Source organism: Streptomyces sp. NPDC046379 (assembly GCF_055587785.1).
Window position 1 is genome coordinate 173,216 of sequence record NZ_JBVJFP010000010.1, and the last position, 26,418, is coordinate 199,633.

Annotated in this window: 25 protein-coding genes and 5 tRNA genes; 11 read left to right on the top strand and 19 right to left on the bottom strand. The window is 71.7% G+C overall.

Features of this window, described 5'->3' with window-relative positions:
* Window positions 1–24: 24 nt before the first annotated feature.
* Together thiD and ACZ6KF_RS19250 are read right to left on the bottom strand one after the other, a co-directional pair.
* Window positions 25–816, bottom strand: coding sequence for a bifunctional hydroxymethylpyrimidine kinase/phosphomethylpyrimidine kinase (gene thiD / locus ACZ6KF_RS19245; protein WP_469177165.1), 792 nt, complete (start codon window positions 814–816; stop codon window positions 25–27).
* Entirely contained in the window at window positions 813–1,778 is a 966-nt protein-coding gene (locus ACZ6KF_RS19250) for a thiamine-phosphate kinase (protein WP_356630106.1), read from the bottom strand. Before ACZ6KF_RS19250 ends, thiD begins: the two co-directional genes overlap by 4 nt.
* A gap of 206 nt (window positions 1,779–1,984) precedes the next feature.
* Here ACZ6KF_RS19250 and ACZ6KF_RS19255 point away from each other — a divergent pair, with 206 nt between their 5' ends.
* Complete coding sequence (locus ACZ6KF_RS19255) at window positions 1,985–2,218, top strand: Lrp/AsnC family transcriptional regulator (protein WP_067238984.1); 234 nt, start codon at window positions 1,985–1,987, stop codon at window positions 2,216–2,218.
* A gap of 20 nt (window positions 2,219–2,238) precedes the next feature.
* Entirely contained in the window at window positions 2,239–2,757 is a 519-nt protein-coding gene (locus tag ACZ6KF_RS19260) for a DUF3515 domain-containing protein (protein WP_469177163.1), read from the top strand.
* A 20-nt stretch (window positions 2,758–2,777) separates the two neighbouring features.
* Here ACZ6KF_RS19260 and ACZ6KF_RS19265 read toward each other — a convergent pair whose 3' ends face one another.
* From ACZ6KF_RS19265 to ACZ6KF_RS19275, 3 genes are read right to left on the bottom strand one after another with little or no spacing between them, the layout of a single operon-like run.
* Window positions 2,778–3,935: a D-alanine--D-alanine ligase family protein gene (locus ACZ6KF_RS19265; RefSeq protein WP_356630108.1), complete on the bottom strand. Its 1,158-nt coding sequence runs from the start codon at window positions 3,933–3,935 to the stop codon at window positions 2,778–2,780.
* A 58-nt stretch (window positions 3,936–3,993) separates the two neighbouring features.
* Window positions 3,994–5,004: an NAD(P)H-dependent glycerol-3-phosphate dehydrogenase gene (locus ACZ6KF_RS19270; protein ID WP_469158969.1), complete on the bottom strand. Its 1,011-nt coding sequence runs from the start codon at window positions 5,002–5,004 to the stop codon at window positions 3,994–3,996.
* Window positions 5,001–5,849: a lysophospholipid acyltransferase family protein gene (locus ACZ6KF_RS19275; RefSeq protein ID WP_356630112.1), complete on the bottom strand. Its 849-nt coding sequence runs from the start codon at window positions 5,847–5,849 to the stop codon at window positions 5,001–5,003. The genes ACZ6KF_RS19270 and ACZ6KF_RS19275 overlap by 4 nt, the downstream gene beginning before the upstream one ends.
* A 143-nt stretch (window positions 5,850–5,992) precedes the next feature.
* Here ACZ6KF_RS19275 and cofC point away from each other — a divergent pair, with 143 nt between their 5' ends.
* Entirely contained in the window at window positions 5,993–6,631 is a 639-nt protein-coding gene (gene cofC, locus ACZ6KF_RS19280; RefSeq protein ID WP_356630114.1) for a 2-phospho-L-lactate guanylyltransferase, read from the top strand.
* A gap of 72 nt (window positions 6,632–6,703) precedes the next feature.
* Window positions 6,704–6,907, top strand: coding sequence for a hypothetical protein (locus ACZ6KF_RS19285; RefSeq protein WP_356630116.1), 204 nt, complete (start codon window positions 6,704–6,706; stop codon window positions 6,905–6,907).
* A 73-nt stretch (window positions 6,908–6,980) separates the two neighbouring features.
* On the opposite strand, the gene ACZ6KF_RS19290 is transcribed toward ACZ6KF_RS19285, so the two are convergent.
* From ACZ6KF_RS19290 to leuC, 4 genes are all read right to left on the bottom strand, one after another.
* Window positions 6,981–7,634, bottom strand: coding sequence for an HU family DNA-binding protein (locus tag ACZ6KF_RS19290; RefSeq protein WP_356630118.1), 654 nt, complete (start codon window positions 7,632–7,634; stop codon window positions 6,981–6,983).
* A 138-nt stretch (window positions 7,635–7,772) separates the two neighbouring features.
* Complete coding sequence (locus ACZ6KF_RS19295) at window positions 7,773–8,003, bottom strand: SCO5555 family protein (protein WP_356630120.1); 231 nt, start codon at window positions 8,001–8,003, stop codon at window positions 7,773–7,775.
* 266 nt (window positions 8,004–8,269) lie between these two features.
* Window positions 8,270–8,863: a 3-isopropylmalate dehydratase small subunit gene (gene leuD / locus ACZ6KF_RS19300; RefSeq protein ID WP_356630122.1), complete on the bottom strand. Its 594-nt coding sequence runs from the start codon at window positions 8,861–8,863 to the stop codon at window positions 8,270–8,272.
* 6 nt (window positions 8,864–8,869) lie between these two features.
* Complete coding sequence (gene leuC / locus ACZ6KF_RS19305; RefSeq protein WP_469158967.1) at window positions 8,870–10,300, bottom strand: 3-isopropylmalate dehydratase large subunit; 1,431 nt, start codon at window positions 10,298–10,300, stop codon at window positions 8,870–8,872.
* Between the two features lie 191 nt (window positions 10,301–10,491).
* On the opposite strand from leuC, the gene ndgR reads away from it, so the two are divergent.
* A complete protein-coding gene (gene ndgR, locus ACZ6KF_RS19310; protein WP_356630126.1) occupies window positions 10,492–11,208 on the top strand; it encodes an IclR family transcriptional regulator NdgR in 717 nt (238 codons plus the stop codon).
* Window positions 11,209–11,309: 101 nt separating this feature from the next.
* Here the strand turns inward: ndgR and ACZ6KF_RS19315 are convergent, their stop codons facing one another.
* Window positions 11,310–11,792 carry a DUF4188 domain-containing protein gene (locus tag ACZ6KF_RS19315; RefSeq protein ID WP_469239348.1) on the bottom strand — a complete coding sequence of 161 codons (483 nt, stop codon included), beginning with the start codon at window positions 11,790–11,792 and terminating at the stop codon, window positions 11,310–11,312.
* 119 nt (window positions 11,793–11,911) lie between these two features.
* On the opposite strand from ACZ6KF_RS19315, the gene ACZ6KF_RS19320 reads away from it, so the two are divergent.
* Window positions 11,912–12,562 carry a MerR family transcriptional regulator gene (locus ACZ6KF_RS19320; protein WP_469239350.1) on the top strand — a complete coding sequence of 217 codons (651 nt, stop codon included), beginning with the start codon at window positions 11,912–11,914 and terminating at the stop codon, window positions 12,560–12,562.
* 123 nt (window positions 12,563–12,685) lie between these two features.
* Here ACZ6KF_RS19320 and ACZ6KF_RS19325 read toward each other — a convergent pair.
* The 9 genes from ACZ6KF_RS19325 to ACZ6KF_RS19365 all read right to left on the bottom strand — a co-directional run bounded on the left by ACZ6KF_RS19325 (window position 12,686) and on the right by ACZ6KF_RS19365 (window position 16,851).
* Window positions 12,686–12,758, bottom strand: a tRNA-Glu gene (locus tag ACZ6KF_RS19325).
* A gap of 28 nt (window positions 12,759–12,786) precedes the next feature.
* Window positions 12,787–12,858, bottom strand: a tRNA-Gln gene (locus ACZ6KF_RS19330).
* A 20-nt stretch (window positions 12,859–12,878) separates the two neighbouring features.
* Window positions 12,879–12,951, bottom strand: a tRNA-Glu gene (locus ACZ6KF_RS19335).
* Between the two features lie 26 nt (window positions 12,952–12,977).
* Window positions 12,978–13,050, bottom strand: a tRNA-Glu gene (locus ACZ6KF_RS19340).
* 39 nt (window positions 13,051–13,089) lie between these two features.
* Window positions 13,090–13,161 (bottom strand) — tRNA-Gln (locus ACZ6KF_RS19345).
* A 91-nt stretch (window positions 13,162–13,252) separates the two neighbouring features.
* A complete protein-coding gene (locus tag ACZ6KF_RS19350; RefSeq protein WP_469239352.1) occupies window positions 13,253–13,984 on the bottom strand; it encodes an HAD family hydrolase in 732 nt (243 codons plus the stop codon).
* 234 nt (window positions 13,985–14,218) lie between these two features.
* On the bottom strand, window positions 14,219–15,703 hold the full coding sequence (gene gltX, locus ACZ6KF_RS19355; RefSeq protein WP_469239354.1) for a glutamate--tRNA ligase: 1,485 nt from the start codon (window positions 15,701–15,703) through the stop codon (window positions 14,219–14,221).
* Window positions 15,696–16,481: a fumarylacetoacetate hydrolase family protein gene (locus ACZ6KF_RS19360; protein ID WP_356630136.1), complete on the bottom strand. Its 786-nt coding sequence runs from the start codon at window positions 16,479–16,481 to the stop codon at window positions 15,696–15,698. The genes gltX and ACZ6KF_RS19360 overlap by 8 nt, the downstream gene beginning before the upstream one ends.
* A gap of 181 nt (window positions 16,482–16,662) precedes the next feature.
* Window positions 16,663–16,851 (bottom strand): hypothetical protein, encoded by a 189-nt coding sequence (locus tag ACZ6KF_RS19365; RefSeq protein WP_356630138.1) that lies wholly within the window; start codon window positions 16,849–16,851, stop codon window positions 16,663–16,665.
* Between the two features lie 606 nt (window positions 16,852–17,457).
* Between ACZ6KF_RS19365 and ACZ6KF_RS19370 the strand changes: the two genes are divergently transcribed.
* The 5 genes from ACZ6KF_RS19370 to ACZ6KF_RS19390 all read left to right on the top strand — a co-directional run bounded on the left by ACZ6KF_RS19370 (window position 17,458) and on the right by ACZ6KF_RS19390 (window position 26,409).
* Window positions 17,458–21,267 (top strand): sensor histidine kinase, encoded by a 3,810-nt coding sequence (locus tag ACZ6KF_RS19370; RefSeq protein ID WP_469239356.1) that lies wholly within the window; start codon window positions 17,458–17,460, stop codon window positions 21,265–21,267.
* Window positions 21,268–21,276: 9 nt separating this feature from the next.
* Window positions 21,277–21,690: a roadblock/LC7 domain-containing protein gene (locus tag ACZ6KF_RS19375; RefSeq protein ID WP_037654657.1), complete on the top strand. Its 414-nt coding sequence runs from the start codon at window positions 21,277–21,279 to the stop codon at window positions 21,688–21,690.
* Between the two features lie 111 nt (window positions 21,691–21,801).
* Window positions 21,802–22,200 carry a DUF742 domain-containing protein gene (locus ACZ6KF_RS19380; RefSeq protein ID WP_356630142.1) on the top strand — a complete coding sequence of 133 codons (399 nt, stop codon included), beginning with the start codon at window positions 21,802–21,804 and terminating at the stop codon, window positions 22,198–22,200.
* Window positions 22,181–22,756, top strand: coding sequence for a GTP-binding protein (locus ACZ6KF_RS19385; protein WP_469158965.1), 576 nt, complete (start codon window positions 22,181–22,183; stop codon window positions 22,754–22,756). The genes ACZ6KF_RS19380 and ACZ6KF_RS19385 overlap by 20 nt, the downstream gene beginning before the upstream one ends.
* A gap of 350 nt (window positions 22,757–23,106) precedes the next feature.
* Window positions 23,107–26,409 (top strand): sensor histidine kinase, encoded by a 3,303-nt coding sequence (locus ACZ6KF_RS19390; RefSeq protein ID WP_469239358.1) that lies wholly within the window; start codon window positions 23,107–23,109, stop codon window positions 26,407–26,409.
* Window positions 26,410–26,418 lie beyond the last annotated feature (9 nt).

Here is a 26,418-nt window from a genome sequence, read left to right on the forward strand (position 1 = left end):
ACCCGTCATGCCTCGCGGGGCCCGTCAGCCCCTGAACCGCCACCCGTGATCCACCGGTCCGATCCCGTCCCCCAGCGCGAACCCGGCCGCGATCGCCCCGGTGACGTACTCCTTGGCCGCCCGCACCGCCTCCGGCACCGACGCCCCGCGCGCCAGCCCGCAGGCGATCGCCGAGGCGAGCGTGCAGCCGGTGCCGTGGGTGTGCCGGTTGTCGAGCCGCGGGGAGCGCAGCCAGTGCTCCTCGGCCCCGTCGGTGAGCAGGTCCACGGCGTCGCCCGCCAGATGCCCGCCCTTGATCACGACCCAGGCGGGCCCGTACGCCAGCACGGCCGCCGCCGCCTCGCGCAGCCCGTCCTCGCCGTCCACCCGCACTCCGGTCAGCTGGGCGACCTCGTCGAGGTTCGGCGTCGCCACGGTCGCCGTCGGCAGCAGCTTCGTGCGGACGGAGTCCAGCGCGGACGCCGCCAGCAGCGGATCGCCGTGCTTGGAGACCCCCACCGGGTCGACCACGGCCGGCGCCCCGGTCCCCGCGATCAACTCGGCCACCGCCTCCACCAGTTCCGCGGAGGCGAGCATCCCGGTCTTCACCGCCTGCACGCCGATGTCGTCCACGACGCTGCGGTACTGCGCCCGCACCGCCTCCACCGGCAGTTCCCAGGCGCCCTGCACGCCCAGCGAGTTCTGCGCGGTCACCGCCGTGAGCACGCTCATGCCGTGCACGCCCAGGGCGAGCATGGTCTTCAGGTCGGCCTGGATCCCGGCCCCGCCCCCGGAGTCGGAGCCGGCCACGGTCAGCACCCGGGGCGGCGCGCTCATGACTCGATGCCTCCGAAGTGGTCCCAGCCGCCCTTGTTCGTCCACGGCGCCCCGTCCACCGTGACCTGCGGCAGCGCCGACGGGTTGAGCACCTCGCCGATCACCTTCCAGCGGGCCGGCAGCTTCACGTCCGGAGGGAAGGTCGCCACGATCGCGTGGTCCTCTCCCCCGGTCAGCACCCACTGCAGCGGGTCCACGCCGACCGCCTGTCCGATGTCGTTCATCTGTGACGGGATGTCGATGGCCCCGGAGCGCACGTCGATCCGGACCTTGCTGGCCTCCGCGATGTGCCCCAGGTCGGCGATCAGCCCGTCGCTGACGTCGCACATCGCCGTCGCGCCGAGCGCCGCGGCGGCCGGGCCCGCGTGGTACGGCGGCTCCGGGCGCCGGTGCGCCTCCACGAAGGCGCGCGGCGAGCGGAAGCCACGGGAGAGCACCGCGTAACCGGCGGCGGACCAGCCGAGCCAGCCGGTCACCGCGACCAGGTCACCGGGCTGAGCGCCGGCCCGCGTCACCGGTTCCTGGTTGCGCAGATCGCCGAGCGCGGTGATCGACACCATGATCGTGTCGCCCCGTACGACGTCCCCGCCGACCACCGAGGCGCCCGCGACCTGGCATTCGTCGCGCAGCCCGTCCATCAGCTCGGTCGGCCACGTCACCGGCAGTTCGGCCGGCACCACCAGGCCGAGCAGCAGCGCGGTCGGCACGGCGCCCATCGCGGCGATGTCCGCGAGGTTCTGCGCGGCGGCCTTGCGGCCGACGTCGTAGGCCGTGGACCAGTCGCGCCGGAAGTGCCGGCCCTCGAGAAGTATGTCGGTGCTGGCCACGACCCTGCGGTCGGGCGCGGCGACCACCGCGGCGTCGTCGCCGGGACCGACCCGGACCGCCGGGGTGGTGGTGAGACGGGAGGTGAGCTCCCTGATGAGCCCGAACTCCCCCAGCTCACCAACAGTGCCCTTCATTGCCCTTACGCCCCTTCTGTCCCTGTGGCTGCCCGGTCGCGGGTCCTCAGTGTGCTCGATACGGTCGCGGTGAGCGCCGGCTTCGGCGGCGTCCGCGCCCCGGCACGCACGGCCCGGCCCCCGCGGGTCTCCCCGCGGCGAGCGGCGACGCGATACCGTGGCGTTCCTTTTCCCCACATGATCCTCGTGGCCGCCCTGGAGGTTCCGTGGTACAGGCGTACATCCTGATCCAGACGGAGGTCGGCAAGGCGTCGACCGTCGCCGAGACGATCGGCAAGATCCCTGGGGTCGTCCAGGCCGAGGACGTGACGGGACCGTACGACGTCATCGTGCGCGCCCAGGCCGACACGGTCGACGACCTCGGTCGCATGGTGGTCGCCAAGGTCCAGCAGGTTGACGGCATCACCCGCACCCTGACCTGCCCGGTCGTCCATCTGTAGCCCCCGTCTACCCTTGGCCGGTGGACATCTCCCGTCACCGGCCCTTCGGCCCGCCCGCGCCGGTCACGTCGATCGCCGTCATGATCGCCGTGATCGCCGTGGCGGGCTGCTCCTCAAGCGACGACAGCGCGACCGCCGCGGTTCCCAGCCCGGACACGGCGGTCGCCGCGTTGTGCCGGAACCTGGACAGGGCGCTGCCGGCCGAGGTCGACGGCGCCGGGCGCTCCGATCCCGAGCCGGCCTCCCCGCTGACCGCGGGCTGGGGGAACCCGGCGATCATACTGCGCTGCGGTGTCGTACGGCCGCCGAAGATGGCCGATCCGAAAGTGGCCGAGGGCCGCGACCCCGACGCGGTGGCCGGGGGCGTGAACGGCGTGGACTGGCTGCAGGAGAAGCAGGACGGGGGCCACCGCTTCACCACCGCGAACCGGTCGGCGTACGTGGAGGTGACGGTGCCCGAGCAGCGGGACAGCGCCTCCGTGCTGGTCGATCTGGCGCCGGCCGTGAAGAAGGCGATCCCCGAGGGGATCGCCGACTGAGCACCGGGGGCGGCGGCCCGTCAGCGCAGGCCGGTGGGGCGGCGCAGCGCCGCCTGGATCAGGCGGTCCACCAGTTCCGCGTAATCGACGCCGCTCGCCTGCCACATCTGCGGGTACATCGAGATCGGCGTGAAGCCGGGCATGGTGTTGATCTCGTTGATCACGAACTCCCCGTCCTCGGTGAGGAAGAAGTCCGCGCGCACCAGGCCCTCGCAGGAGGCGGCGTCGAAGGCGGCCACCGCGAGCGCGCGCACCTCGGCGGTCTCCTCGTCCGTCAGCGGTGCGGGGACGATGCCGGGCGTGGAGTCGATGTACTTGGCCTCGAAGTCGTAGTAGGCGTGCGCGTCCGGCGGCGGGATCTCCGCGGGGACCGAGGCCCTCGGCCCGTCCTCGAACTCCAGCACGCCGCACTCGATCTCGCGGCCGCGCAGCGCCGCCTCGACGAGGATCTTCGGGTCGTGGCGCTGGGCCTCGGCGATGGCCTCGTCCAGTCCGGAGAGGTCGTCGACCTTGGTGATGCCGATCGAGGAGCCCGCGCGCGCGGGCTTCACGAACAGCGGCCAGCCGTGCTCGCCCGCGAAGTCGACGATCTTCTTGCGGGCGGCGGACTCGTCCAGCTGCCACTCGCGGGGGCGGATCACCACGTACGGGCCGACCCTGAGCCCGAAGGAGGCGAACACCCGCTTCATGTACTCCTTGTCCTGGCCGACCGCCGAGGAGAGCACCCCCGAGCCGACGTACGGCACTCCGGACAGCTCCAGCAGGCCCTGGAGGGTGCCGTCCTCGCCGTAGGGGCCGTGCAGCACCGGGAAGACGACGTCGACCTCGCCGAGGGCCTTGGGCACCGAGCCGGGCTCGCTGTAGACGACCTCGCGGCTGGCGGGGTCGACGGGCAGCACCACGCCGCCCTCGGTCGACTCGGCGAGCTGGTCGACGCTGGGCGTGCGGCGGTCGGTGATCGCCATGCGCTCCGGCGCGTCTGCCGTGAGGAACCACCGGCCCTCCGCGGAGATGCCGATCGGCAGGACGTCGTACTTCGTCCGGTCGATGGCCTTGAGGACGGCTCCGGCGGTGACCACGGAGATCCCGTGTTCGGAGCTGCGCCCGCCGAACACGACGGCCACACGCGGCTTGCGCGTGTGCTGCTCGGGGCTCTGGGGGAGGTTCTCGGTGCTCATATCGCGATGAGCGTACCCGGTGGTACTGACCGGAGACAGCGTCCGCCCCGGCGTGTGCTCAGCGTCGTTCGGGCTTCGCGCTGCGCGACATCAGCTCCTTGAGGGCGACCACCGGCGGCTTGCCCTCGTGGACGATGTCGACGACCGTCTCGGTGATCGGCATGTCGACGCCGTGCCGACGGGCCAGATCCAGCACGGACTGGCAGGACTTGACGCCCTCGGCGGTCTGCCTGGTGACCGCGATGGTCTGCTCCAGGGTCATGCCCCTGCCGAGGTTGGTGCCGAAGGTGTGGTTGCGCGACAGCGGCGAGGAGCAGGTGGCCACCAGGTCGCCGAGGCCGGCGAGGCCCGAGAAGGTCAGCGCGTCGGCGCCCATGGCGAGGCCGAGCCGGGTCGTCTCGGCGAGGCCGCGGGTGATCAGCGAGCCCTTGGCGTTGTCGCCGAGGCCCATGCCGTCCGCGATGCCGACGGCGAGGCCGATGACGTTCTTCACCGCGCCGCCGAGTTCGCAGCCGACGACGTCGGTGTTGGTGTACGGGCGGAAGTACGGCGTGTGGCAGGCGGCCTGGAGCCGCGTGGCGACGGCCTCGTCGGCGCAGGCGACGACGGAGGCGGCCGGCATCCGGGCGGCGATCTCGCGGGCGAGGTTGGGTCCGGTGACCACGGCGACCCGCTCGGGGCCGACCCCGGCGACGTCCCCCACGACCTCGCTCATCCGCATGGCGGAGCCGAGTTCGACGCCCTTCATCAGTGAGACGAGCACCGTGCCGGGGGCCAGCAGGGGCGTCCAGGCGGCGAGGTTGGCGCGCAGGGTCTGCGAGGGGACCGACAGGACCGTGAAGTCGGCGCCCGCGGCGGCCTCCGCGGGGTCGGAGGTGGCGCGCACGTTCCCGGGGAGCCGGAAGCCCGGGAGGTAGTCGGGGTTGCTGCGGGTGGAGTTGATCGCCTCGACGACCTCCGCGCGGCGCGCCCACAGGGTGACCTCGCACCCCGCGTCGGCGAGCACCATGGCGAAGGCCGTGCCCCATGAACCGGCCCCGAAGACCGCCGCCTTGACCGGCTTGCTCACTTGCTCCGCCCCTCTTCCCGGCCGGTCGCGCCGGCCGCCCTTCCGTGTGCCTGCGCCTCGGTCTGCCCCTGCGTCTCCGCGCGGCTGCGGGCGCCGGCCCGGCCGCGCGTCTGCGCCTCCGTGCGGCGGCGCTGCTCGACGCGCTCCCGCTTCGGGTCGTACGGCGTCTCGGGTGCCCGCTCGCCGCGGATCTCCTCCAGCTGGCGGGTGATCGCGGCCATGATGACCTCGGTCGCCTCCTTGAGGAGTTCGGCGGTCATCTCCTTGCCGTAGAACCGGGAGAGGTCGACCGGCGGGCCGGCCAGGACGTGCGAGGTCTTGCGGGGGAACAGGCGCGGCTTCTTGCTGTACGGCGGCAGCAGTTCGTTGCAGCCCCACTGGGCGACCGGGACGACCGGGCACCGGGTCTGCAGGGCGACGCGGGCGGCGCCGGTCTTGCCGGTCATGGGCCAGCCGTCCGGGTCGCGGGTGAGGGTCCCCTCGGGGTAGAAGGCGACGCACTCACCGCGCTCCACGGCGGCGATCGCGGCGCGGAAGGCGCTCAGCGCGTCGGTGCTCTCACGGTAGACGGGGATCTGCCCGGTGCCGCGCATCGCGGCCCCGACGAACCCCTTCCCGAAGAGCCCGCTCTTGGCCAGGAATCTCGGCACCCGCCCGGTGTTGTACTGGAAATGGGCGTAGGCGAAAGGGTCGGCGTGCGAATTGTGGTTCACCACCGTGATGAATCCGCCCTCGGCCGGGATGTTCTCCATTCCACGCCAGTCCCGCTTGAGCAGAACCACCAGCGGCGGTTTGCAGATCACCGCGGCGAAGCGGTACCAAAAGCCGATTCTGCGGCGGGGCACGCGGACACCTTCCTTCTAGGGCCTGGGGGCCGGACAAGTGTCGCCCCAGGCCGCCGGTCTGTCGAGAACACCGTACGCCCCGGCACTCCGGCCGCCCGAAGGTCCGGGTGACAATGGCCGCGACAAGAGAGGGACGGACGCGCGTGCTGTGGACCTTGGTGATACCTCTGAAGCCTTTGGCGCGGGCCAAGAGCAGGCTCTCGGACACCGCCGCCGACGCGCTGCGTCCGGGCCTCGCGCTCGCGTTCGCGCAGGACACGGTGGCGGCGGCGCTGGCAGCGGCTGCGGTGCGGGATGTGGCGGTCGTCACGGACGACGCGCTGGCGGGCCGGGAGCTGTCCGCGCTGGGCGCCCGGATCGTGCCGGACGAGCCCGGCACGGGGCTGAACGCCGCGTTGGCGCACGCGGCGGCGGTGGTGCGCGCGGCCCGTCCCGAATGCCCGGTGGCGGCACTGAACGCCGATCTCCCGGCGCTGCGCCCACGGGAATTGCACCGGGTTCTGGAAGCCGCCGCGGAATTTCCGCGCGCTTTTCTCCCGGACGCCGCCGCAATCGGCACGACCCTGTTGACGGCCGGGCCGGGGACGGAATTGAGCCCGGCATTCGGCACGGATTCCCGGGCCCGGCACCGGGAGTCCGGCGCGCGGGAACTCGCACTCGCGGACGTGGATTCCGTACGGCAGGACGTGGACACCGGCGAGGATCTGCGCGCGGCGCTCGCGCTGGGGGTGGGGCCGTACACGGCGGCGGTGGGCGCGCGTTTGCCGATTCCCGGGCAGTAGCCGCGCACGGGGGCGGGCGCCGGCCCCCGTTGCGCCCGCGCGGCTTTCGGGCGGCGGCAGTAGGCTGCCGTCATGCAGGCGACCGCATACACGTACGACCAGGACACGCGCAGCGGGCAGGTGCTGCTCGACGACGGCACTCCGGTGCCCTTCGACAGCGCCGCGTTCGACGCGGGCGGGCTGCGGCTGCTGCGGCCCGGTCAGCGGGTGCGCGTGGAGTTGACGGACGAGGGCGGGGCGCGGCGGATCACGCTGGTGACGCTGCAGACGTTCTGATCGACGGCCGGACACGCCGCGGGCCGGGCTCCCGAGGGAGTCCGGCCCGGCGCGTGAGTGCCCTGTGCTGCGCCTACTTCTTGCGGGCGGCGGCCTTCTTGGCGGTGGTGGTGCGCGCGGTCGACTTCTTGGCGGGGGCCTTCTTGGCCGTCGCCTTCTTCGCCGGGGCGCTCTTGGCCGCCGTCTTCTTGGCGGTGGTCTTCTTCGCGGCGGTGGTCTTGGCGGTGGCCGCGGTCTTGGCGGGCGCCTTCTTCGCCGCGGTCTTCTTCGTGGCGGCCGCGGTGGTCTTCTTGGCCGTCGTCTTCTTCGCCGTGGTGGTCTTCTTCGCCGCGGCCGCCCTGGTGGTGGTGGCCTTCTTGGCGGCGGCCTTCTTCACGGTCGCGCCGGCGCCACCGCTCAGGCTGCCCTTGGGGGCCTTCTTGACGGCGACCTCTCCTCCTCGCGGCAGCTTCTTCGAGCCGCTGACCAGGTCCTTGAAGCCCTGGCCCGCGCGGAACCGCGGCACCGAGGTCTTCTTCACCCGAACCCGCTCGCCCGTCTGGGGGTTGCGGGCGTAGCGGGCCGGACGGTCGACCTTCTCGAACGAACCGAAGCCGGTGACCGAGACCCGCTCACCCGCGACGACCGCGCGGACGATGGCGTCCAGTACGTGGTCGACGGCATCGGCGGCCTGCTGGCGGCCGCCCATCTTGTCGGCAATCGCTTCTACGAGCTGCGCCTTGTTCACGTCTTCCCCTTCGGAGACATCGCCAGAACGAAAGTGTTCAAGCTTTTTCGCACGTTAGGCAGATATATACCGCAAATCAAACACGAAACGGGCTAATCACCCTTGTGCCGCAACGGACTCGGCGTTTCCGGACCTTGATCAGCCGTCGTCTTCGGGGATTCGCCCCTCGTCGAGGTCGGCCGTGAACCGCTCCAGACGCCTGGTCGCTTCGGCGAGATCGTGCTTGGCCGCGGCCGTGATGACCAGCAGCTTCCGGGTCAGCGCCATCCGTACGCCCTCCGGGACTTGCAGTGCGCGCACCCTTGCGTGCGCTTCCTTGAGTTGGCTCGCGACCGCCGCATAGAGCTGGAGTTGGCCGTCGTGTTCCATGCACAGATTGTGCCATCTGGGGCGAGTTGTCGCCCGCCCGGGGGGCAACTCGCGCCTCCGACGGCCGCCCGGACCACCGCCTGAGCCGCGCTGTCAAGGCTCTTTTACCCCAACAACAACCGCCCTAACGTGGGACGTTGCGCGAACCATGGGTGCCGCGGCGCACCACCCGAACGGAAAAAAGGCTGTACCCCCGATCGGGCCGATCGGGGGTACAGCCGGGGTGTTGGGTGGCCGAAACTCGTCGTTGGCGGGTGATCCGCGGATCAGACCGTCAGGGTGCGCGGCTTGTAGGCGGGGCGCCCCGCCTCGTAGGCGGCGATGGCGTCCTCGTTCTGGAGCGTGATCGAGATGTCGTCGAGGCCGTTGAGCAGCCGCCAGCGGGAGTTCTCGTCCAGCTCGAAGGAGGCGGTGATGCCCTCGGCGCGCACCTCGCGGGCGACCAGGTCGACGGTGACCTCGGCCTCGGGGTCGCGCTCGGTCAGCTCCCACAGCGCGTCCACGATCTTCTGCTCCAGCACGACCGTGAGCAGGCCGTTCTTCAGCGAGTTGCCGCGGAAGATGTCGGCGAAGCGGGAGGAGATCACGGTTTTGAAGCCGTAGTTCTGCAGCGCCCACACCGCGTGCTCGCGGGAGGAGCCGGTGCCGAAGTCGGGGCCGGCGACCAGCACGGTCGCACCCTGCCGCTCGGGCCGGTTGAGGACGAAGGACGGGTCCTTGCGCCAGGCCTCGAACAGCCCGTCCTCGAACCCGTCGCGGGTCACCTTCTTGAGCCAGTGGGCGGGGATGATCTGGTCGGTGTCGACGTTGCTGCGGCGCAGCGGGACGGCCCGGCCGGTGTGCGTGGTGAATGCTTCCATGACTGATCAGACTCCAGCGGGCGTGCGGGTTGCGGCGTCGGACAGATCGGCCGGGGAGGCCAGGTGGCCCAGGACCGCGGTGGCCGCGGCGACCTGCGGCGACACCAGATGGGTGCGGCCGCCCTTGCCCTGCCTGCCCTCGAAGTTGCGGTTGGAGGTGGAGGCGGAACGCTCGCCGGGGGCCAGCTGGTCCGGGTTCATGCCCAGGCACATCGAGCAGCCCGCGTGCCGCCACTCGGCGCCGGCCTCTTTGAAGACCACGTCCAGGCCCTCGGAGACCGCCTGCAGACCGACCCGCGCGGAGCCGGGGACGACCAGCATCCGTACGCCGTCGGCGACTTTGCGGCCCTTGAGGATCTCGGCGGCGTTGCGCAGGTCCTCGATGCGGCCGTTGGTGCAGGAGCCTACGAAGACGGTGTCCACCTTGATGGAGCGCAGCGGCTGCCCGGCCTCCAACCCCATGTACTCCAGGGCCTTTTCGGCGGCGAGGCGCTCCGAGGCGTCTTCGTACGAAGCCGGGTCGGGGACGGCGGCCGAAAGCGGCGCGCCCTGGCCCGGGTTGGTGCCCCAGGTGACGAACGGCGACAGCTCGGCGGCCTCGATGACCACCTCGGCGTCGAACTCGGCGTCGTCGTCGGTGCGCAGCGTCTTCCAGTAGGCGACGGCGGCGTCCCAGTCGGCGCCCTCGGGGGCGTGCGGGCGGCCCTTGAGGTACTCGAAGGTCGTCTCGTCGGGGGCGATCATGCCCGCGCGGGCGCCGGCCTCGATCGACATGTTGCAGATGGTCATCCGGGCCTCCATCGAGAGCTTCTCGATGGCCTCGCCGCGGTACTCCAGGACGTAGCCCTGGCCGCCGCCGGTGCCGATCCGGGCGATGATCGCCAGGATCAGGTCCTTGGCGGTCACCCCGTCGGGCAGTGCGCCGTTGACCGTGATCGCCATGGTCTTCGGGCGGGCCATCGGCAGCGTCTGGGTGGCCAGCACATGCTCGACCTGCGAGGTGCCGATGCCGAACGCCAGCGCGCCGAAGGCGCCGTGCGTGGAGGTGTGCGAGTCGCCGCAGACGACCGTCATGCCGGGCTGGGTCAGGCCCAGCTGCGGGCCGACGACGTGCACGACGCCCTGCTCGACGTCGCCGAGCGGGTGCAGCCGGACGCCGAACTCCGCGCAGTTGCGGCGCAGCGTCTCCAGCTGGACCCGGGAGACCGGGTCGGCGATCGGCTTGTCGATGTCGAGGGTCGGGGTGTTGTGGTCCTCGGTCGCGATGGTGAGGTCGAGCCTGCGCACCGCACGGCCGCTCTTGCGCAGCCCGTCGAAGGCCTGCGGGCTGGTCACCTCGTGCAGCAGGTGCAGATCGATGTAGAGGAGGTCGGGCTCGCCCTCGGCGCGCCGGACGACATGGTCGTCCCAGACCTTCTCCGCGAGTGTCCTACCCATCGCTTTCCCTCCGGTCGGCAGACGTGCGCCGACCCAACTAGATCTTCGAGGAAGCGGCGCCCGTGCCCCTGGTCCGTCCGGGCATCCGCCGCCGGGCCCGTCCGAGCCTCGGGCCGCCGTGACATCCAGAGTGGCGTGTTCCACGGAAAATTGAACTTGCGTTTCACAGAGTGAGACGCAAGTATCGTTGCATGGACAACAGTAGCGGCGTCGGCGTTCTGGACAAGGCGGCCCTCGTCCTGAGCGCTCTGGAGTCCGGTCCGGCCACCCTCGCGGGTCTGGTCGCGGCCACCGGACTGGCACGACCCACGGCCCACCGCCTGGCCGTGGCCTTGGAACACCACCGTATGGTGGCGCGCGACATGCAGGGCCGGTTCATCCTCGGCCCGCGCCTGTCGGAGCTGGCCGCGGCGGCCGGCGAGGACCGGCTGCTCGCCACGGCCGGCCCGGTGCTCACCCACCTCCGCGACATCACGGGCGAGAGCGCGCAGCTCTACCGCCGCCAGGGTGACATGCGCATCTGCGTCGCCGCGGCGGAGCGCCTGTCCGGACTGCGGGACACCGTGCCGGTCGGTTCGACGCTCACGATGAAGGCCGGTTCCTCCGCGCAGATCCTCATGGCCTGGGAGGAGCCGGAGCGCCTGCACCGGGGACTGCAGGGCGCCCGCTTCACGGCCACGGCCCTGTCGGGCGTACGGCGCCGGGGCTGGGCCCAGTCCATCGGCGAGCGCGAGCCGGGCGTGGCGTCGGTCTCGGCGCCGGTGCGGGGTCCGTCCAACCGCGTGGTGGCCGCCGTCTCGGTCTCCGGCCCCATCGAGCGGCTGACCCGCCACCCGGGGCGGATGCACGCCCAGGCGGTCATCGACGCCGCCGCCCGCCTCTCCGAGGCCCTGCGCCGCTCCAACTGAGCCCGGCGCCGGCACACGCGACAGGGCCTGCCTCAACGCCGCGGCAGGTCCCGGAGCGCGTCTCTCCCCTCCCCCACGACGCGACGTCTACGACGCCCTTCTCACGCCGACCGGAGCCGCTCGGCCGCGCGCTCGCCCCGTCGGCCGACCGGCACGACCCCGGTCGCGGCGCCCAGCCCGAAGGCGGGCATGTTCACGTAGACCGCCTCGTGGTGGCCGGCCGGCACGGCGTAGGTCTCGTGCCAGAAGCCGACCTTGTCCTTCCCCTCGCGCACCCGGCGGTTGAACGCCGCCCACGCGGGCCGGTGCTCCCCGTCCCCGGCCGAGGCGTAGGCGAGCAGCCTGTCCGTGGACTCCCAGTACTGCACGACGTAGAGCACCCGCGGCCCCAGCAGCGTCTGGAAGCCGAGCAGGCCGCGCCCCCTCTCCTGGGACAGCTCCCGCAGCATGCGCGGCATGGCCCGCATCACGGGCCACCAACTGCGCGGCGCGAGCAGGTTGTTGAAGCGCATCCCGATCAGGAACACCACGACGTCCCGGTCCGTGTCCGCGGTCATCCGTCCGGCGATCGGCTTGTCACCCATGTCCGACCTCCACTGCTCCCCTTGTCACGGCACATTGGATAGTGCCGCTATCCATGATTGGATAGTGACACTCTCCAAGCGGGGGCGCAAGTGGGTCCATCGAAGGGGTCGAGCGGCTGATGAGGCTGTCGGAGCTGAGCAGGCGCGGCGGGGTGGCCACGGCCACGGTGAAGTTCTACCTGCGCGAGGGTCTGCTCCCACCGGGCCGCCGGGTCACCGCCACGCAGGCCGAGTACGACGAAGGCCATTTGCGCCGACTGCGGCTGGTGCGGGCGCTGATCCAGGTCGGCGGGGTCTCGGTGGCCTCCGCGCGTGAAGTGCTGGAGGCGCTGGACGACGACTCCCTGGATCACAACGAGCGCCTGGGCACGGCCGTGTGGGCGCTGCCGCACGGCCCGGCGGCGGACGAGGCGGACCCGGCGACGGCGACGGCCCGGCGCCGCGCGGACGCGCTGCTGGAGCGGCTGGGCTGGGCGTACGGCCCCGAGCCCGGAAAGCCGGACGCGCCGGCGTACGGGATGCTGGTGACCGCCGTGGCCGCGCTGGAGCGACTCGGCTATCCCTGCGAGGTCGACGATCTGGAGCCGTACGCGCGTGCGCTGGCGCGGCTCGCGGTCAACGATCTCGATCTGGTGGAGCGCTACGGCGGCGCACCGGACGAGCAGGTGGAGGCGGCGGTGGCGCTGACGGTGCTCTACGAGCCGGTGCTGCTGGCCCTGCGCCGGCTGGCGGAGGCGGAGGAGTCGCGGCGCCGGTTCGGCGGGAGATGAGACGCGGGGCGGGCCGAGGAGACCCGGACCACCAGGGCCCGCGGGGCTCCGTTCGGCCGTGGGCACACGGGGCCGGACACGCCGATGGGCCCCCACCGTAGTGGGGGCCCATCGGTCGTCTTGTACCCCCGACCGGATTCGAACCGGCGCTACCGCCTTGAGAGGGCGGCGTGCTAGGCCGCTACACAACGGGGGCGAGGATCTTGCGTTTCCGCAGATCCGAGCTGGTCTACCTGGACTCGAACCAAGACTAACTGAACCAGAATCAGTCGTGCTGCCAATTACACCATAGACCAATGTGGTTTAGACCAGTCAGTACCCCCGACCGGATTCGAACCGGCGCTACCGCCTTGAGAGGGCGGCGTGCTAGGCCGCTACACAACGGGGGCCCTAGCGATCCCGCGAGCGGGACCAGTACCCCCGACCGGATTCGAACCGGCGCTACTGCCTTGAGAGGGCAGCGTGCTAGGCCGCTACACAACGGGGGCTTGCGGATGTGATCCGCGAGTGCAGATGAGCTCTGCGAGCTGGCCTACCTGGACTCGAACCAAGACTAACTGAACCAGAATCAGTCGTGCTGCCAATTACACCATAGGCCACTGGAACGCAAGCCCCGGAGGGGTCTTTGTTCTCGTTTGCGCTTCCGGTTCCCGGCCTTTCGGCCCGCTCTCCGGCGGCGCAGGAAGAACATTACCCGAAGGTGGACGGGGCTCCAAAACGGGTTTCCGAAGCGAGGACGGCCGGGAGTTCCGCGAGGGAGGCGATGCGGCAGGGCCCGCCCGTGGTGTCGTCGCAGGTGTACGCACCGTCACGGTCGATCCACACCGACCACAGCCCCGCCTCGGCCGCGCCCCGGCCGTCGATCTCCGGGTGGTCGCCGACGTACGCGACCTGCCGCGGGGGCAGCCCGAGCGCCTCGCAGGCCGCCAGGAACGCCCCGGCGGCGGGCTTGGAGACGCCCAGCTCGGCGGCGCACAGGATGGTCTCGAAGCGGTGGTGGACGCCGAGCATCCGCAGCTTGCGGTCCTGGACGTGCAGGCTGGAGTTGGAGAGCACGGCGTGCCGGTAGCCGGCGGCGAGCGCGTCCAGGGCCGGCAGCACGTCCGGGAAGAGCGCCCAGGCGGACTCGTAGTGCGCGAGATAGCGCGCGAACCAGGCCTCGGCCTCCGCGTCGGTCAGCTCCTGCCCCAGGAAGACCCGCACCCGGTCGCGCCGCTGCTCCTCGAAGCCCGCCTCACCGGCAGCGAACCGGGCCCACTGGCGGTCGGTGACCGCCCGCCAGTGGGCGAGGGCCCGCTCGACGCTCTCGTGGCCGTCGAGCAGGCCCTCGGCCGCCAGGTGCGCGGCCATGCCCGCGCGGTCCGCGGTCGTGTAGTCGAACAACGTGTCGTCGACGTCCCAGACCACCGCCCGTATGTCCATGCCCCGACGGTAACGCGGGCGGGGCGGGCGCGTCCGCGGGATGCGGGGGCCGGGTCGTGCGGGCGCGCGGCGTGCCGGGGCCGCACCGCGGGGCGACCGTCGGCGGCGGCCGGGAGCGCGTCGGCGATGCGAGCGGGACGGTACGTCCTACCGCCCGCCTGCGGCGGAGCGGGCGCGGCAGGGCGAGCGGCGGCCGTCTGACCGGCCGCCCCGCGGTCCCGTGCCGCGACCCCGTTACGCCCCCAGCTTCGCCAGGGCCGCGTCGATGCGGGAGAGGGTCTTCTCCTTGCCCAGGATCTCCAGGGACTCGAAGAGGGGCAGGCCGACCGTGCGGCCGGTGACGGCGACGCGGACCGGGGCCTGGGCCTTGCCGAGCTTGAGTCCGTGGGCCTCGCCGGCGGCCAGCACGGCCTCCTTCAGCGACTCCGGGGACGTCCAGTCGGCCGCCTCCAGCTTCTCGCGGGCCGTGCGCAGTAGGGCGTCGGAGCCCTCCTTCATCGCCTTGGCCCAGCTCGCCCCGTCCTCGGCCGGCTCCGGCAGGAACAGGAAGTCGACGTTGTCGGTGATCTCGGAGAGCACCTTGAGGCGGGTCTGCGCGTGCGGGGCGATGGCGTGCCACTTGGCCTCGTCGAAGTCCTCCGGCGCCCACGGGGCGAAGGGGGCCTTCAGCCACGGCTCGCAGCGGGCGGTGAAGTCCTTCACGTCCAGCAGCCGGATGTGGTCGGCGTTGATCGCCTCGCACTTCCTCAGGTCGAAGCGGGCCGGGTTGGGGTTGACGTCCGCGACGTCGAAGGCCGCGACCATCTCGTCCATCGTGAAGACGTCCCGGTCTGCCGAGAGGGACCAGCCCAGCAGGGAGAGGTAGTTGAGCAGGCCCTCGGGGAGGAAGCCGCGCTCGCGGTAGAGGTTCAGCGAGGACTGCGGGTCGCGCTTGGAGAGCTTCTTGTTGCCCTCGCCCATGACGTACGGCAGGTGGCCGAACTGCGGGATGCCCTTGGCGACGCCCAGCTCGATCAGCGCCTTGTAGAGGGCGATCTGGCGTGGGGTGGAGGAGAGCAGGTCCTCGCCGCGCAGGACGTGGGTGATCTCCATGAGGGCGTCGTCGACCGGGTTCACCAGGGTGTACAGCGGAGCGCCGTTGGCGCGGACGATGCCGTAGTCGGGGACGTTCTCCGGGGTGAAGGTCAGTTCGCCGCGGACCAGGTCGGTGAAGGTGATCGTCTCGTCGGGCATCCGGAAGCGGACGATCGGCTCGCGGCCCTGGGCCTGGTACTCGGCGACCTGCGCGGCGGTCAGCTCGCGGCAGTGGCCGTCGTAGCCGGACGGCTTTCCGGCGGCGCGGGCGGCCTCGCGGCGGGTGTCCAGCTCCTCCTGGGAGCAGTAGCAGTGGTAGGCGTGGCCGGCGTCGAGCAGTTTGGCTGCGACGTCCCTGTAGAGGTCCATGCGCTGCGACTGGCGGTACGGCGCGTGCGGGCCGCCGACCTCGGGGCCCTCGTCCCAGTCGAAGCCGAGCCAGCGCATCGAGTCCAGCAGCTGCTCGTAGGACTCCTCGGAGTCGCGGGCGGCGTCGGTGTCCTCGATGCGGAAGACCAGGGTTCCGCCGTTGCGCCGGGCGAACGCCCAGTTGAACAGCGCGGTGCGGACCAGGCCCACATGGGGGTTACCGGTGGGCGAGGGGCAGAAACGGACGCGTACTGGAGTGCCGGGTGCGCTAGCCACGCTTGACAACCTTGTTGGTGAGAGTGCCGATGCCTTCGATGGTGACGGCGACCTCGTCGCCGACGTTCAGGGGGCCGACCCCCGCGGGGGTGCCGGTGAGGATGACGTCGCCGGGGAGCAGGGTCATGGCCTCGGAGATGTTGGCGATCAGATCCTCGATGGGGTGGATCATCTCGCTGGTGCGGCCGAGCTGGCGCTGCTGACCGTTGACGGTGAGCTGGAGGGTGAGGTCGGAGGCGGCGGCCACGTCGAGGTCCGTCTCCACCCAGGGGCCGAGCGGGCAGGAGGTGTCGAAGCCCTTGGCGCGGGCCCACTGCTTCTCGCGCTTCTGGACGTCGCGGGCGGTGACGTCGTTGGCGCAGGTGTAGCCGAGGATCACGTCGTCGACGCGGTCGCGCGGGACTTCGCGGCACATCCGGCCGATGACCACGGCCAGCTCGGCCTCGTGGTGCAGTTCCTCGCTGAAGGAGGGGTACTGGATGTCGTCGCCGGGGCCGATGACGGAGGTCGACGGCTTGAAGAAGGCGAACGGCGCGTCGGGGACCTCGTTGCCCAGTTCGCGGGCGTGCTCGGCGTAGTTGCGGCCGAAGGCCACGACCTTGTTGGGGAGTACCGGCGGCAGCAGCCGGACCTTGCTCAGCGGGACCTTGGTGCCGGACAGCTCGAAGTCCGCGAACGGGATGCCCTTGATGATGTCGAGGACGAGCTGGTCCGGCTGGTCGCCCTCGACCGCGCCGAAGGCGACGTTCCCGTCGATGGAGAACCTGGCGATGCGCACGGGATGCTTGGCCCCTTGACTGAAGCGGCTGGAGTCTGACGCTCCAGGCTAACGCGGCACGGGCGGGGCGCCCCGCGCATGACGTCGCGCGAGGCGCCCCGGTGGCGCGTGTGGTGCCGTATCGTGCGGGGGCCGTCCGGACACGGGGTCCGCACGGGCGTGCTTGCCGTCTGCTCCCCGTCTACTTCCCGGCGGAGGCCGAGGTCGGCAGCTCGTTGAGGATGGTGCGGCGGGGGTTGGCCGTCTGGGCCGGCAGGTCGACGGGGTGCTCCGGCTGCGCCGGGGTCTGCAGTTCGTCGGCGGCCTTGAGGTGCGCCAGCGTCGTGCGCCGCGGGTTGGCGATCTTGCGGAACATCATCGTCGTCTTCACGGTAGTAGTGAACCCTGTCGTGTGAAGGCGCCGGGGGCCGGGGCCCTTCTCATGGCGCGGTGGGCGGAGGTTGTCCGGCTGACGCCTCCGGTAAAGCGTCAGGCTAAACATCCGATTCCCTGCCGGGGGCGTGAAGTGTCCGGCTTTTTGGTGTGATTTTGCTCACGATCACCGGCTCAAACCGGTCAATTCCGACGGGCGCTTCGGGGCGGCAAAGAAGACATTCCGGGCCTGAACCTGTCATTCCGCTCCTGATCATGGCGACTGGGACACCCCGCCCATCCGGGCGACTGGCGACGTTATGTCCGCTATAAGGCAGACGTCGCTCTACACCTCGTCACACATCACTCACGCCCTGTCACGGAGGTCACAGCCTGACCAACAAGCCTTGTTGGAGATCCTGCACTGTGCTGGAATTCCACGGACCGCTGCAGGATCGAGCCGGCGCGCAGGGGGCGCGAGACAGCGCCGAGTGGCGGCGAGAATGGGGGAACCAGCGCCGGTCACTCACGACCACCCGGGAGCGTATTCAGGGCGCTCCCGACGACGCCGACACCGTCCTTCCGTTCACGCGGAGGGGCGCCTGGTCCAGAGGTTGCGACGCTAGTGCAGGGACGTTTCAAGAGGGATGGCAGCGCTTCGGCGGAGCCGGAGCCGCGTGGCGGGACCGACCGCGGTTCCTCGCCCCAGCACGCCCAGGGCCAGGCCCCGGCCCCGTCCGGTGACGGCGGTGGGCGCTCCGGGCGCCCCGGTGCGTCCACGACGCCGGGTCCGGCGGCTTCCGTCCCGGCGGTGAAGCCGCCGCAGGGCGTGAGCGGACCCGGGCCGCGAATAGCCCTGCGCAACTGGCGCATCTCCACCCGACTGGTGTCCCTGCTGGCGCTGCCGGTGGTCGCGGCCACCTCGCTGGGCGCACTGCGCATCAGCCAGTCGATGGACGACATGCAGCAGCTCGACAACATGAAGCTGCTGACGGAGATGACCAAGCAGGCCACCGAACTGGCGGCCGCCCTCCAGGAGGAGCGCGACCAGTCCGCCGGCCCGCTGGCGCACCGCTCGACGTCGAGCCGCATCACGGTCAAGGGCTACCAGGACAAGACCGACCTCGCGCTGGACAGCTTCCTCGACGCCTCCGAGGAGGTCGACGCCGCCAGCAAGGACGGCAACCTCCAGGGTGTGCGCGACAGCCTCGTCGGCATCGCCCGCGACCTCAACAGCCTCAACGAGATCCGCAACAACGCCTACGAGGCCGAGCGCAACTCCACGCAGACCGTCGAGGCCTACCACCGCCTCGTCACCCACCTGCTGGACCTCTCGCAGGACATGGCCGAGGCCACCAGCAACCCCGAGATGATCCAGCGCACCCGCGCGCTGGCGGCGTTCTCCAACGCCAAGGAGTACGCGTCGATCCAGCGCGCGGTCCTCGCCGCGGCCCTGCCCGCGAACAACACCACCTACGGCGAGCTGTCGGAGAACGACCGGCTCTACGCCGAGTCGGCCCTGCAGAGCCAGACCTCCGAGATCCGCAGCTTCACCAGCATCTACGGCGACGGCGCCGAGGAACTCCTCAAGCCGATCGACGAGGGCAACGCGATCATCGAGGCCACCGACACCTACGCCAGCCGCGCGCTGGGCCGGCAGAACGGCCTGCGCGGACTGGACAAGCGCTCCTACCGCGACTGGGTGGACGACAGCTCCACCAAGATCCAGCAGATGAAGAACATCGAGCGCCGGCTCCTGGAGGACATGGAGCAGAAGGCGCGCGAGCTGCGCAACGAGTCCGAGCGCGAGGCGATCATCTCCGGTGCGCTCATCCTGCTCGTGCTCGGCGTCTCGCTGGTCGGCGCCTTCGTCGTGGCCCGGTCCATGATCCGCTCGCTGCGCCGCCTCGAGGACACCGCGACCAAGGTCGCCCAGGAGCGGCTGCCCGAGCTGGTCAAGCAGCTGTCCGAGGCCGACCCGCAGGACGTCGACACCTCCGTGGAGTCGGTCGGCGTGCACTCCCGCGACGAGATCGGCCGGGTGGCCGCGGCCTTCGACGACGTGCACCGCGAGGCGGTCCGCCTCGCCGCCGAGCAGGCCCTGCTGCGGGGCAACGTCAACGCGATGTTCACCAACCTCTCGCGCCGCTCCCAGGGTCTGATCCAGCGCCAGCTGTCGCTGATCTCCGAGCTGGAGTCCCGCGAGGCGGACCCGGACCAGCTGGCCTCGCTGTTCAAGCTCGACCACCTCGCCACCCGTATGCGCCGCAACGGCGAGAACCTCCTCGTCCTCGCGGGCGAGGAGCCCGGCCGCCGCTGGACCCGCCCGGTCCCGCTGGTCGACGTGCTGCGCGCCGCGGCCTCCGAGGTGGAGCAGTACGAGCGCATCGAACTGGCCTCGGTGCCGACCACCGAGGTCGCCGGCCGCGTCGTCAACGACCTCGTGCACCTGCTCGCCGAGCTGCTGGAGAACGCCACCTCGTTCTCCTCCCCGCAGACCAAGGTCAAGGTCACCGGTCACGCCCTGCCCGACGGCCGGGTGCTGATCGAGATCCACGACACCGGCATCGGCCTCTCGCCCGAGGACCTCGCCGCGATCAACGAGCGGCTCGCCTCGCCGCCCACCGTGGACGTCTCCGTCTCCCGCCGCATGGGTCTGTTCGTGGTCGGCCGCCTCTCGCAGCGCCACGGCATCCGCATCCAGCTGCGCCCGTCCGACTCGGGCGGCACGACCGCGCTGGTCATGCTGCCCGTGGACGTCGCCCAGGGCGGTCGCAAGCCGCAGGGCAAGCCCGGTCCGGGCGGTCCGGTCGGCGGTGGCGGTCCCGCCGCCGCGCAGGCCGCCGCGGGCGCGGCGGCGGCCCGCCGCAACAACGGCGGTCCCCTCGGGGCCGGCGCGCCGGCCCCCGGCGGGGCGCTGGGCGCGGGTGCGGCCGGCGGTGGCCGGCTCGGCGCCGGCCAGGGTCCGCGGGCCGCGCTGCCGGGCCGCGACGCGGGCGGCCGTCCGGGCGGACCGGGCGACGCGCGCGGGCCGCAGGGTCCGGCGCAGCCGCAGTCCCCTCAGCAGAACCCGCAGCAGGGCCGCCCGGCGGGCGCGGGTGCCGCTCAGGGCATGCAGTCCGCCGGCGCGCCGCAGGGTCAGGACGCCCGTGGTCCCGTGCCGCCGCGCGGCGCCGGCGAGGGCACCGGCCGTCGCGGCAGGCAGCTGCCGCCGCGGGGCGGGGCGCGCGCCGAGCTTCCGGGCGGCCCGCAGCAGCGGGTGCCGAGCTGGGGCGACGAGAACGCCCGGCCGCCGGTCCCGCGCGACGCGCTGGACGCCCCCCGCGGCCACGACGAGCCGGACGTCTCCCAGACCTCGCGGCTGCCGCGCGTCGACGACCGTCAGGGCCCCGGCGCCACCGCCGAGATCCCGGTGATCGGCCAGGGCGCCGGCGACTACCCCCGCCCGGGCCCCGACACCGCGGCCGGCCCCGGCCGGTTCGCCCGCCAGGACCTCTTCGGCGGCACCGGCCAGAACGCGCAGAACGACCAGAACACCGCCGGCGACTTCGGCGACCCGTCCCGCACGGACCAGTTCGCCGCCCCGCAGGGCTACGACAACGGTTCCACGGGCCAGTTCGCCGCGCCGGTCGCCCCGCAGGCGCCGCAGGCGTACGACAACGGATCCACCGGCCAGTACCCGGCGGTCCCGACGTACGACAACGGGGCTACCGGCCAGTACCCCGCGCAGGGCCACGACGGCTCGACCACGGGCCGGCACGCCCTGCCCGGCGCCCCGCAGGACCCCTCCGCCACCGGCCGGTTCGAGCGGCCGCAGGGCGACTTCGGGCAGCGCCAGGTGCCGCAGCGTCCGCAGCGGCCCGTCCGCCAGGAGCCGGAGGCGCTGCCGCCGGCGCCGACTCCCGGCGACGGACGCACCCCGCTGTACGACACGCTGGAGACCAACTGGTTCCGCGGCCAGCAGGGCCAGGCGGACCAGAACGGCCAGAGCGGTCAGAACGCCCAGGCCGACCAGAACGGCCAGGCGGGCCAGGCCGGCCGGCCCGGTCAGCAGTCCCCGCAGGGACGTCCCGAGCAGCCGCAGGGTCCCGGCCTGACGCCGGCCCCGCAGGCCCCCGCGTCCCCCCAGCGTCCCGCCGCCCCTGCCTGGCGCAGCTCGCCGAACGACGATCTCGTCCGGCAGGCGGAGCGCGTACGGCAGCCGGCCGCGGGCGGCGTCACCACCTCCGGCCTGCCGCGCCGGGTGCCCCGGGCGAACCTCGTCCCGGGCACGGCTCAGCAGCAACAGCACCAGAGCGGTCCGCAGGTCTCGCGCGCCCCACAGGACGTGCGCGGCCGGCTGACCAACCTCCGCCGGGGCATCGCACAGGGCCGCCAGGCCGGTTCCGGCCAGACGGGCAGCTTCCCCAGCCCCACTCACCAGCAGGAGCGTTAGTTGAGCCAGATGAGCCAGGCGGCACAGAACCTCAACTGGTTGATCACCAACTTCGTGGACAACACCCCCGGGGTGTCCCACACCGTCGTCGTCTCCGCCGACGGTCTCCTCCTGGCGATGTCGGAGGGCTTCCCGCGCGACCGCGCCGACCAGCTCGCGGCCGTCGCGTCGGGACTGACCTCACTGACGGCGGGGGCGTCCCGGATCTTCGAGGGCGGCACGGTCGCTCAGACCGTCGTCGAGATGGAGCGGGGATTCCTCTTCCTCATGTCCATCTCGGACGGCTCGTCGCTGGCCGTCCTCGCGCACCCCGAGTGCGACATCGGTCTCGTCGGCTACGAGATGGCGCTGCTGGTCGACCGCGCGGGCGCGGTGCTCACGCCCGACCTGCGCGCCGAACTGCAAGGAAGTCTGCTTCACTGACCCGCCCGGATCCACCCGTCTCACCAAATCACCGTCCGGCCGCCACAATCCCCCCACCGGCCCCAGTCAGACGGCACGACTGACCAACTTGCTGTCCCGCCCGGAGGATTCATGACCCCGCCCACCGCCTCTCATGATCCGTACACAGATCCGTACGGGGACGAGGGCGACCAGCCGCTGGTACGTCCGTACGCGATGACCGGCGGCCGGACCCGGCCTCGCTATCAGCTCGCCCTCGAGGCGCTGATCAGCACGACGGCCGACCCGGCAGCGCTCATGGGACTGCTCCCGGAGCACCAGCGCATCTGCCACCTGTGCCGCGAGGTGAAGTCGGTCGCCGAGGTTTCGGCGCTGCTCTCCATGCCGCTCGGCGTGGCCAGGATTCTCGTCGCGGACCTCGCCGAGGCCGGCCTCGTGGCCGTCCACCAGCCGGGCGGCGACGAGAGCAACGGCGGCGCCCCCGACGTGACACTGCTCGAAAGGGTGCTCAGTGGCCTTCGCAAGCTCTGAACCGAGAACCGCCACCACCTCGGCCAAGATCGTGGTGGCGGGCGGCTTCGGCGTGGGCAAGACCACGTTCGTCGGCGCCGTCTCGGAGATCAACCCGCTGCGCACGGAGGCCGTCATGACGTCCGCCTCGGCGGGCATCGACGACCTCACCCACACCGGGGACAAGACCACCACGACGGTGGCGATGGACTTCGGCCGCATCACCCTGGACCAGGACCTGATCCTGTACCTGTTCGGCACCCCCGGTCAGGACCGCTTCTGGTTCATGTGGGACGACCTCGTCCGCGGCGCCATCGGCGCGATCGTGCTGGTCGACACCCGCCGGCTCGCCGACTGCTTCCCCGCGGTCGACTACTTCGAGAACAGCGGCCTGCCCTTCGTCATCGCCCTCAACGGCTTCGACGGGCACCAGCCGTACTCGCCGGACGAGGTGCGCGAGGCGCTGCAGATCGGACCCGACACGCCGATCATCACCACCGACGCCCGGCACCGCTCGGACGCCAAGTCGGCGCTCATCACGCTCGTCGAGCACGCCCTGATGGCCCGTCTGAAGTAGCCCCGTAGCAGTGGATCGAAGCCGGCCGTGCCCTTTGACACGGTCGGCTTCGGTGTTCATAACGTTTCGGCAGAGGAATCGGGTGATACCGCCACGCGTCGCGGTCGTGCGGTATCGCTGCGCGTACGAAGGCCCCGTCATTTGGCGGGGCTCGTTCTTTATGACCGTTTTACGTAGGGCATACGTCACTCGGAATCCCGGACTACACATGTTTGGTGGACGGCTGTCCGACGTGCTGGAATGCCTGAACTGCCCGGTGCTCAAAGACGTACTCAGTGGTCGATGACGATCCGGGCTCTGAGACACTGCGGCACGACGTAGGTGCCCGCCGCCGAGAGGTTGTTGGTCGAGTGAGGCGAAGCAAGAACGGTCCCGAGCCGCCTGCCCGGGGCAACTTCACCCCGCCGCCGCGCGGAGCGGCGCCCGCCCCTGCCGTAGCCGCTTCCGAGCCGGCTGCCGCGCCCGCTCCGAGCGGCGGCCGCATGTCGCCGCGCAACTGGCGGGTCGCCACCCGACTGAACGCGATCCTGCTCATCCCCGTACTGGTCGGCCTGGTCATGGGCGGCTTCCAGGTGAAGAGCTCGATCGACACCTGGCAGGAGGCGGAGAACGCGGAGAAGACCGCGCGCCTGGTGCGGGCCTCCCTCGACTACGCCGATGCCCTCTACAACGAGCGCGACACCAGCGCAGCGCCGCTGCTCCAGGGCGAGGGCGCCGACGACTCCACCGTCACGGACGCCCGCAAGAAGACGGACCAGGCCGCCGACGCCTTCGACGAGGCCGCGCAGAACATGCCGGACAAGGCCGGCCTGGAGCGCCGGCTGAAGGTGTTCCGGGACGTCGAGCCCAAGCTGCAGACGCTCCGTGCAAACGCCTACACCAGCAAACTCCCCGGCGTGCAGACCGAGGAGGGCTACGTCGGAGTCGCCCACCCGCTGATGGAGTTCGCCAACGAGCTGGGCCTGGGCACGGGCAACATCACCAGCTACGGCCGTACCGTCTACGCGATCTCCCTGACCCGCTCGGCGCTGTCGCTGCAGCGGTCCATCGGCATGCACCTGCTCATCGAGCCCGGCCCGAAGGCCGAGGACCTGGCCAAGCAGCGCGTGGCGCTGACCTCGTACGCCTACCTCGAGCGCGTCGCCATCGAGGAGTACGTCGGCGGCGGCACCGAGGCCGACGCGCAGAAGCTCGAGGACGCCCGGAAGCAGATCACCGCGGACGCCCAGGCGGCGGCGCGGGAAAAGTCCGCCAAGGACCCGGACTACAAGGCCCCGCCGTCCGACCCGTCGGTGATGATCGCGGCCCTCGCCGGGCTGACCACCACCGACCGGGCCGCTCTCGACGCGCTCGCCGAGCAGGGCGTCACCGCGGAGAACTGGTGGGCGGTCAACACCCTCAAGTTCGAGGCGTACTCGAAGATCGAGTCGGATCTGGCCGACACCGCGGTGGCCGAGGCGGCGACGATCGCCGACGACGCCAGGCGGGACGCGTTCATCGTCGGCGCCGCCGTCGTGATCGCCCTGCTCACCGCGTTCATCCTGGCCGCCATGGTGGCCCGCCAGATGAGCCGCTCGATGCGCCAGCTGCGCAACGCCGCCTTCGGCATCGCCGAGCAGCGTCTTCCGATGCTGGTCGACCAGCTCTCGCGCACCGACCCCGGCCGCGTGGACACCCGCGTCGCGCCCATCCCGATCAGCTCCACGGACGAGATCGGCGAGGTCGCCCGGGCCTTCGACCAGGTCCACCGCGAGGCGGTCCGGCTCGCCTCCGAGCAGGCCCTGCTGCGGGGCAACATCAACGCGATCTTCACCAACCTCTCGCGCCGCAACCAGTCGCTGATCGAGGGCCAGCTGACCCTGATCACCGACCTGGAGAACAACGAGGCCGACCCGGACCAGCTGGAGAACCTCTTCAAGCTGGACCACCTGGCCACGCGTATGCGCCGCAACGGCGAGAACCTCCTGGTCCTCGCCGGCGAGGAGCCCGGCCGCCGCTGGGACCAGCCGGTTCCGCTGGTCGACGTGCTGCGCGCCGCCTCCTCCGAGGTGGAGCAGTACGAGCGCATCGAGATATCCGGGGTGCCCGAGGCCGACATCCACGGCCGTGCCGTGACCGACCTCGTGCACCTGCTCGCCGAGCTGCTGGAGAACGCCACCACGTTCTCCTCCCCGCAGACCAAGGTCCGCGTCACCGCGACCCGGCTGCCCGACGGCCGTGTCATGGTCGAGATCCACGACAAGGGCATCGGCCTCACCGCCGAGGACTTCGCGGACATCAACCACAAGCTGGCCAACCCGCCGACCGTGGACGCCGCGATCTCCCAGCGCATGGGCCTGTTCGTGGTCGGCCGGCTGTCCGACCGGCACGGCATCCGCGTCCAGCTGCGCCCCTCCGGCGAGCAGGCCGGCACCACCTCGCTGGTCATGCTCCCCGACGCCATCACGCACGGTGGCGGCGGCGAATCCGCGCCGGCCCGCGAGGAGTTCACGGTCTCGCAGATCATCCCGGAGCAGCAGTTCGGGGGCGAAACCTTCCAGCAGGAGCCGATGCGCACGGCCGCCGAGCTGGGCTTCGACGACAGCCGGTACGAGATCCCCGACGACATCCGCGAGCTGGACCCGGTGGGCCGCTCCCTGATACGCGAGGAGCGCCGCGCGGCCCTGGAGGCCCAGACGCACGGCCAGCAGCCGTCCGAGGAGAACGCCGAGGGGTCCGCGTACGCCGACGGCTTCGACGGATTCGACGGTTTCGACGGGCAGCGGCAGGGCTACGACGGCGACAACGCCGCGAACGACCGGCGGCAGCACGACTTCTCCGACCGGCCGGCCGGTTACGACGGCCCCACCGGATACGAGGAGCAGCATCAGCCTTCGTACGAGGAGCAGCCGTCGTACGAAGGGCAGCAGCCGTCGTACGAGGAGCAGCGGCAGGCGTCGTACGAGGAGCAGTACTACGCGCCGAACGGTGGGCCGCAGAACGACGGTTTCGCGACCGACGGCGGCTACCCGGAGCCCGGTTATCCGGAGCCCGCGCACAACGAGGCCGCAGCGGCCCCCGCCGCCGCGGCGGAGAGCTACCAGCCCTTCGAGGAGCAGTCCTACCAGGGCGACTGGCAGCAGGGCGGCGGCTACCAGAACGGCTACCCGGCCCAGTACGCTCCCGAAGCGGAATCCGCACGGCCCGCTGACGCGGGTGAGCGCGACCGCGTAGGCTTCGACCGGCCGGGTCAGGCCCCCGCCGACGGTCACCCGCTGACCGACGCCGGTCTGCCCCGTCGTGGAGCGGCCGGCGGCGGCCAGGGCCCGGCGCAGTCCGCGAACCGGCAGGCGCCGGATCCGGCGACGGAGGGCGGCAAGGACGACTGGCGCTCGGCGAACGACGAGCGCTGGCAGCAGGCGGCCCAGCTGCGCAAGCCCAAGGCAGGCGGAGTCACCTCCTCCGGTCTGCCGCGGCGGGTGCCCAAGGCCAATCTGGTCGAGGGCACCGCGGAGTCGACTCCGCAGGGCGGCCCACAGGTCTCCCGCGCCCCCGAGGACGTCCGGGGCAGGCTGAGCAACCTGCGCCGGGGCGTCCAGCGGGGACGCAGCGCAGGAAGTGAAACGAACGGCCAGGGCTTCGGTCCTGACAGCACCTACAACCAGGAGCGTTAGTGTGAGCCC

Excerpts from the sequence above, each read along its gene's own strand:
- ACZ6KF_RS19375 (WP_037654657.1), top strand. The coding sequence starts at position 21,277 with ATGAGCCAGGCGGCACAGAACCTCAACTGGTTGATCACCAACTTCGTG.
- ACZ6KF_RS19380 (WP_356630142.1), top strand. The coding sequence starts at position 21,802 with ATGACCCCGCCCACCGCCTCTCATGATCCGTACACAGATCCGTACGGG.
- ndgR (WP_356630126.1), top strand. The coding sequence starts at position 10,492 with ATGGACAACAGTAGCGGCGTCGGCGTTCTGGACAAGGCGGCCCTCGTC.
- ACZ6KF_RS19295 (WP_356630120.1), bottom strand. The coding sequence starts at position 8,003 with ATGGAACACGACGGCCAACTCCAGCTCTATGCGGCGGTCGCGAGCCAA.
- ACZ6KF_RS19250 (WP_356630106.1), bottom strand. The coding sequence starts at position 1,778 with ATGAAGGGCACTGTTGGTGAGCTGGGGGAGTTCGGGCTCATCAGGGAG.
- ACZ6KF_RS19265 (WP_356630108.1), bottom strand. The coding sequence starts at position 3,935 with ATGAGCACCGAGAACCTCCCCCAGAGCCCCGAGCAGCACACGCGCAAG.
- ACZ6KF_RS19350 (WP_469239352.1), bottom strand. The coding sequence starts at position 13,984 with ATGGACATACGGGCGGTGGTCTGGGACGTCGACGACACGTTGTTCGAC.
- thiD (WP_469177165.1), bottom strand. The coding sequence starts at position 816 with ATGAGCGCGCCGCCCCGGGTGCTGACCGTGGCCGGCTCCGACTCCGGG.
- ACZ6KF_RS19285 (WP_356630116.1), top strand. The coding sequence starts at position 6,704 with ATGCAGGCGACCGCATACACGTACGACCAGGACACGCGCAGCGGGCAG.
- leuD (WP_356630122.1), bottom strand. The coding sequence starts at position 8,863 with ATGGAAGCATTCACCACGCACACCGGCCGGGCCGTCCCGCTGCGCCGC.
- leuC (WP_469158967.1), bottom strand. The coding sequence starts at position 10,300 with ATGGGTAGGACACTCGCGGAGAAGGTCTGGGACGACCATGTCGTCCGG.
- ACZ6KF_RS19315 (WP_469239348.1), bottom strand. The coding sequence starts at position 11,792 with ATGGGTGACAAGCCGATCGCCGGACGGATGACCGCGGACACGGACCGG.
- ACZ6KF_RS19320 (WP_469239350.1), top strand. The coding sequence starts at position 11,912 with ATGAGGCTGTCGGAGCTGAGCAGGCGCGGCGGGGTGGCCACGGCCACG.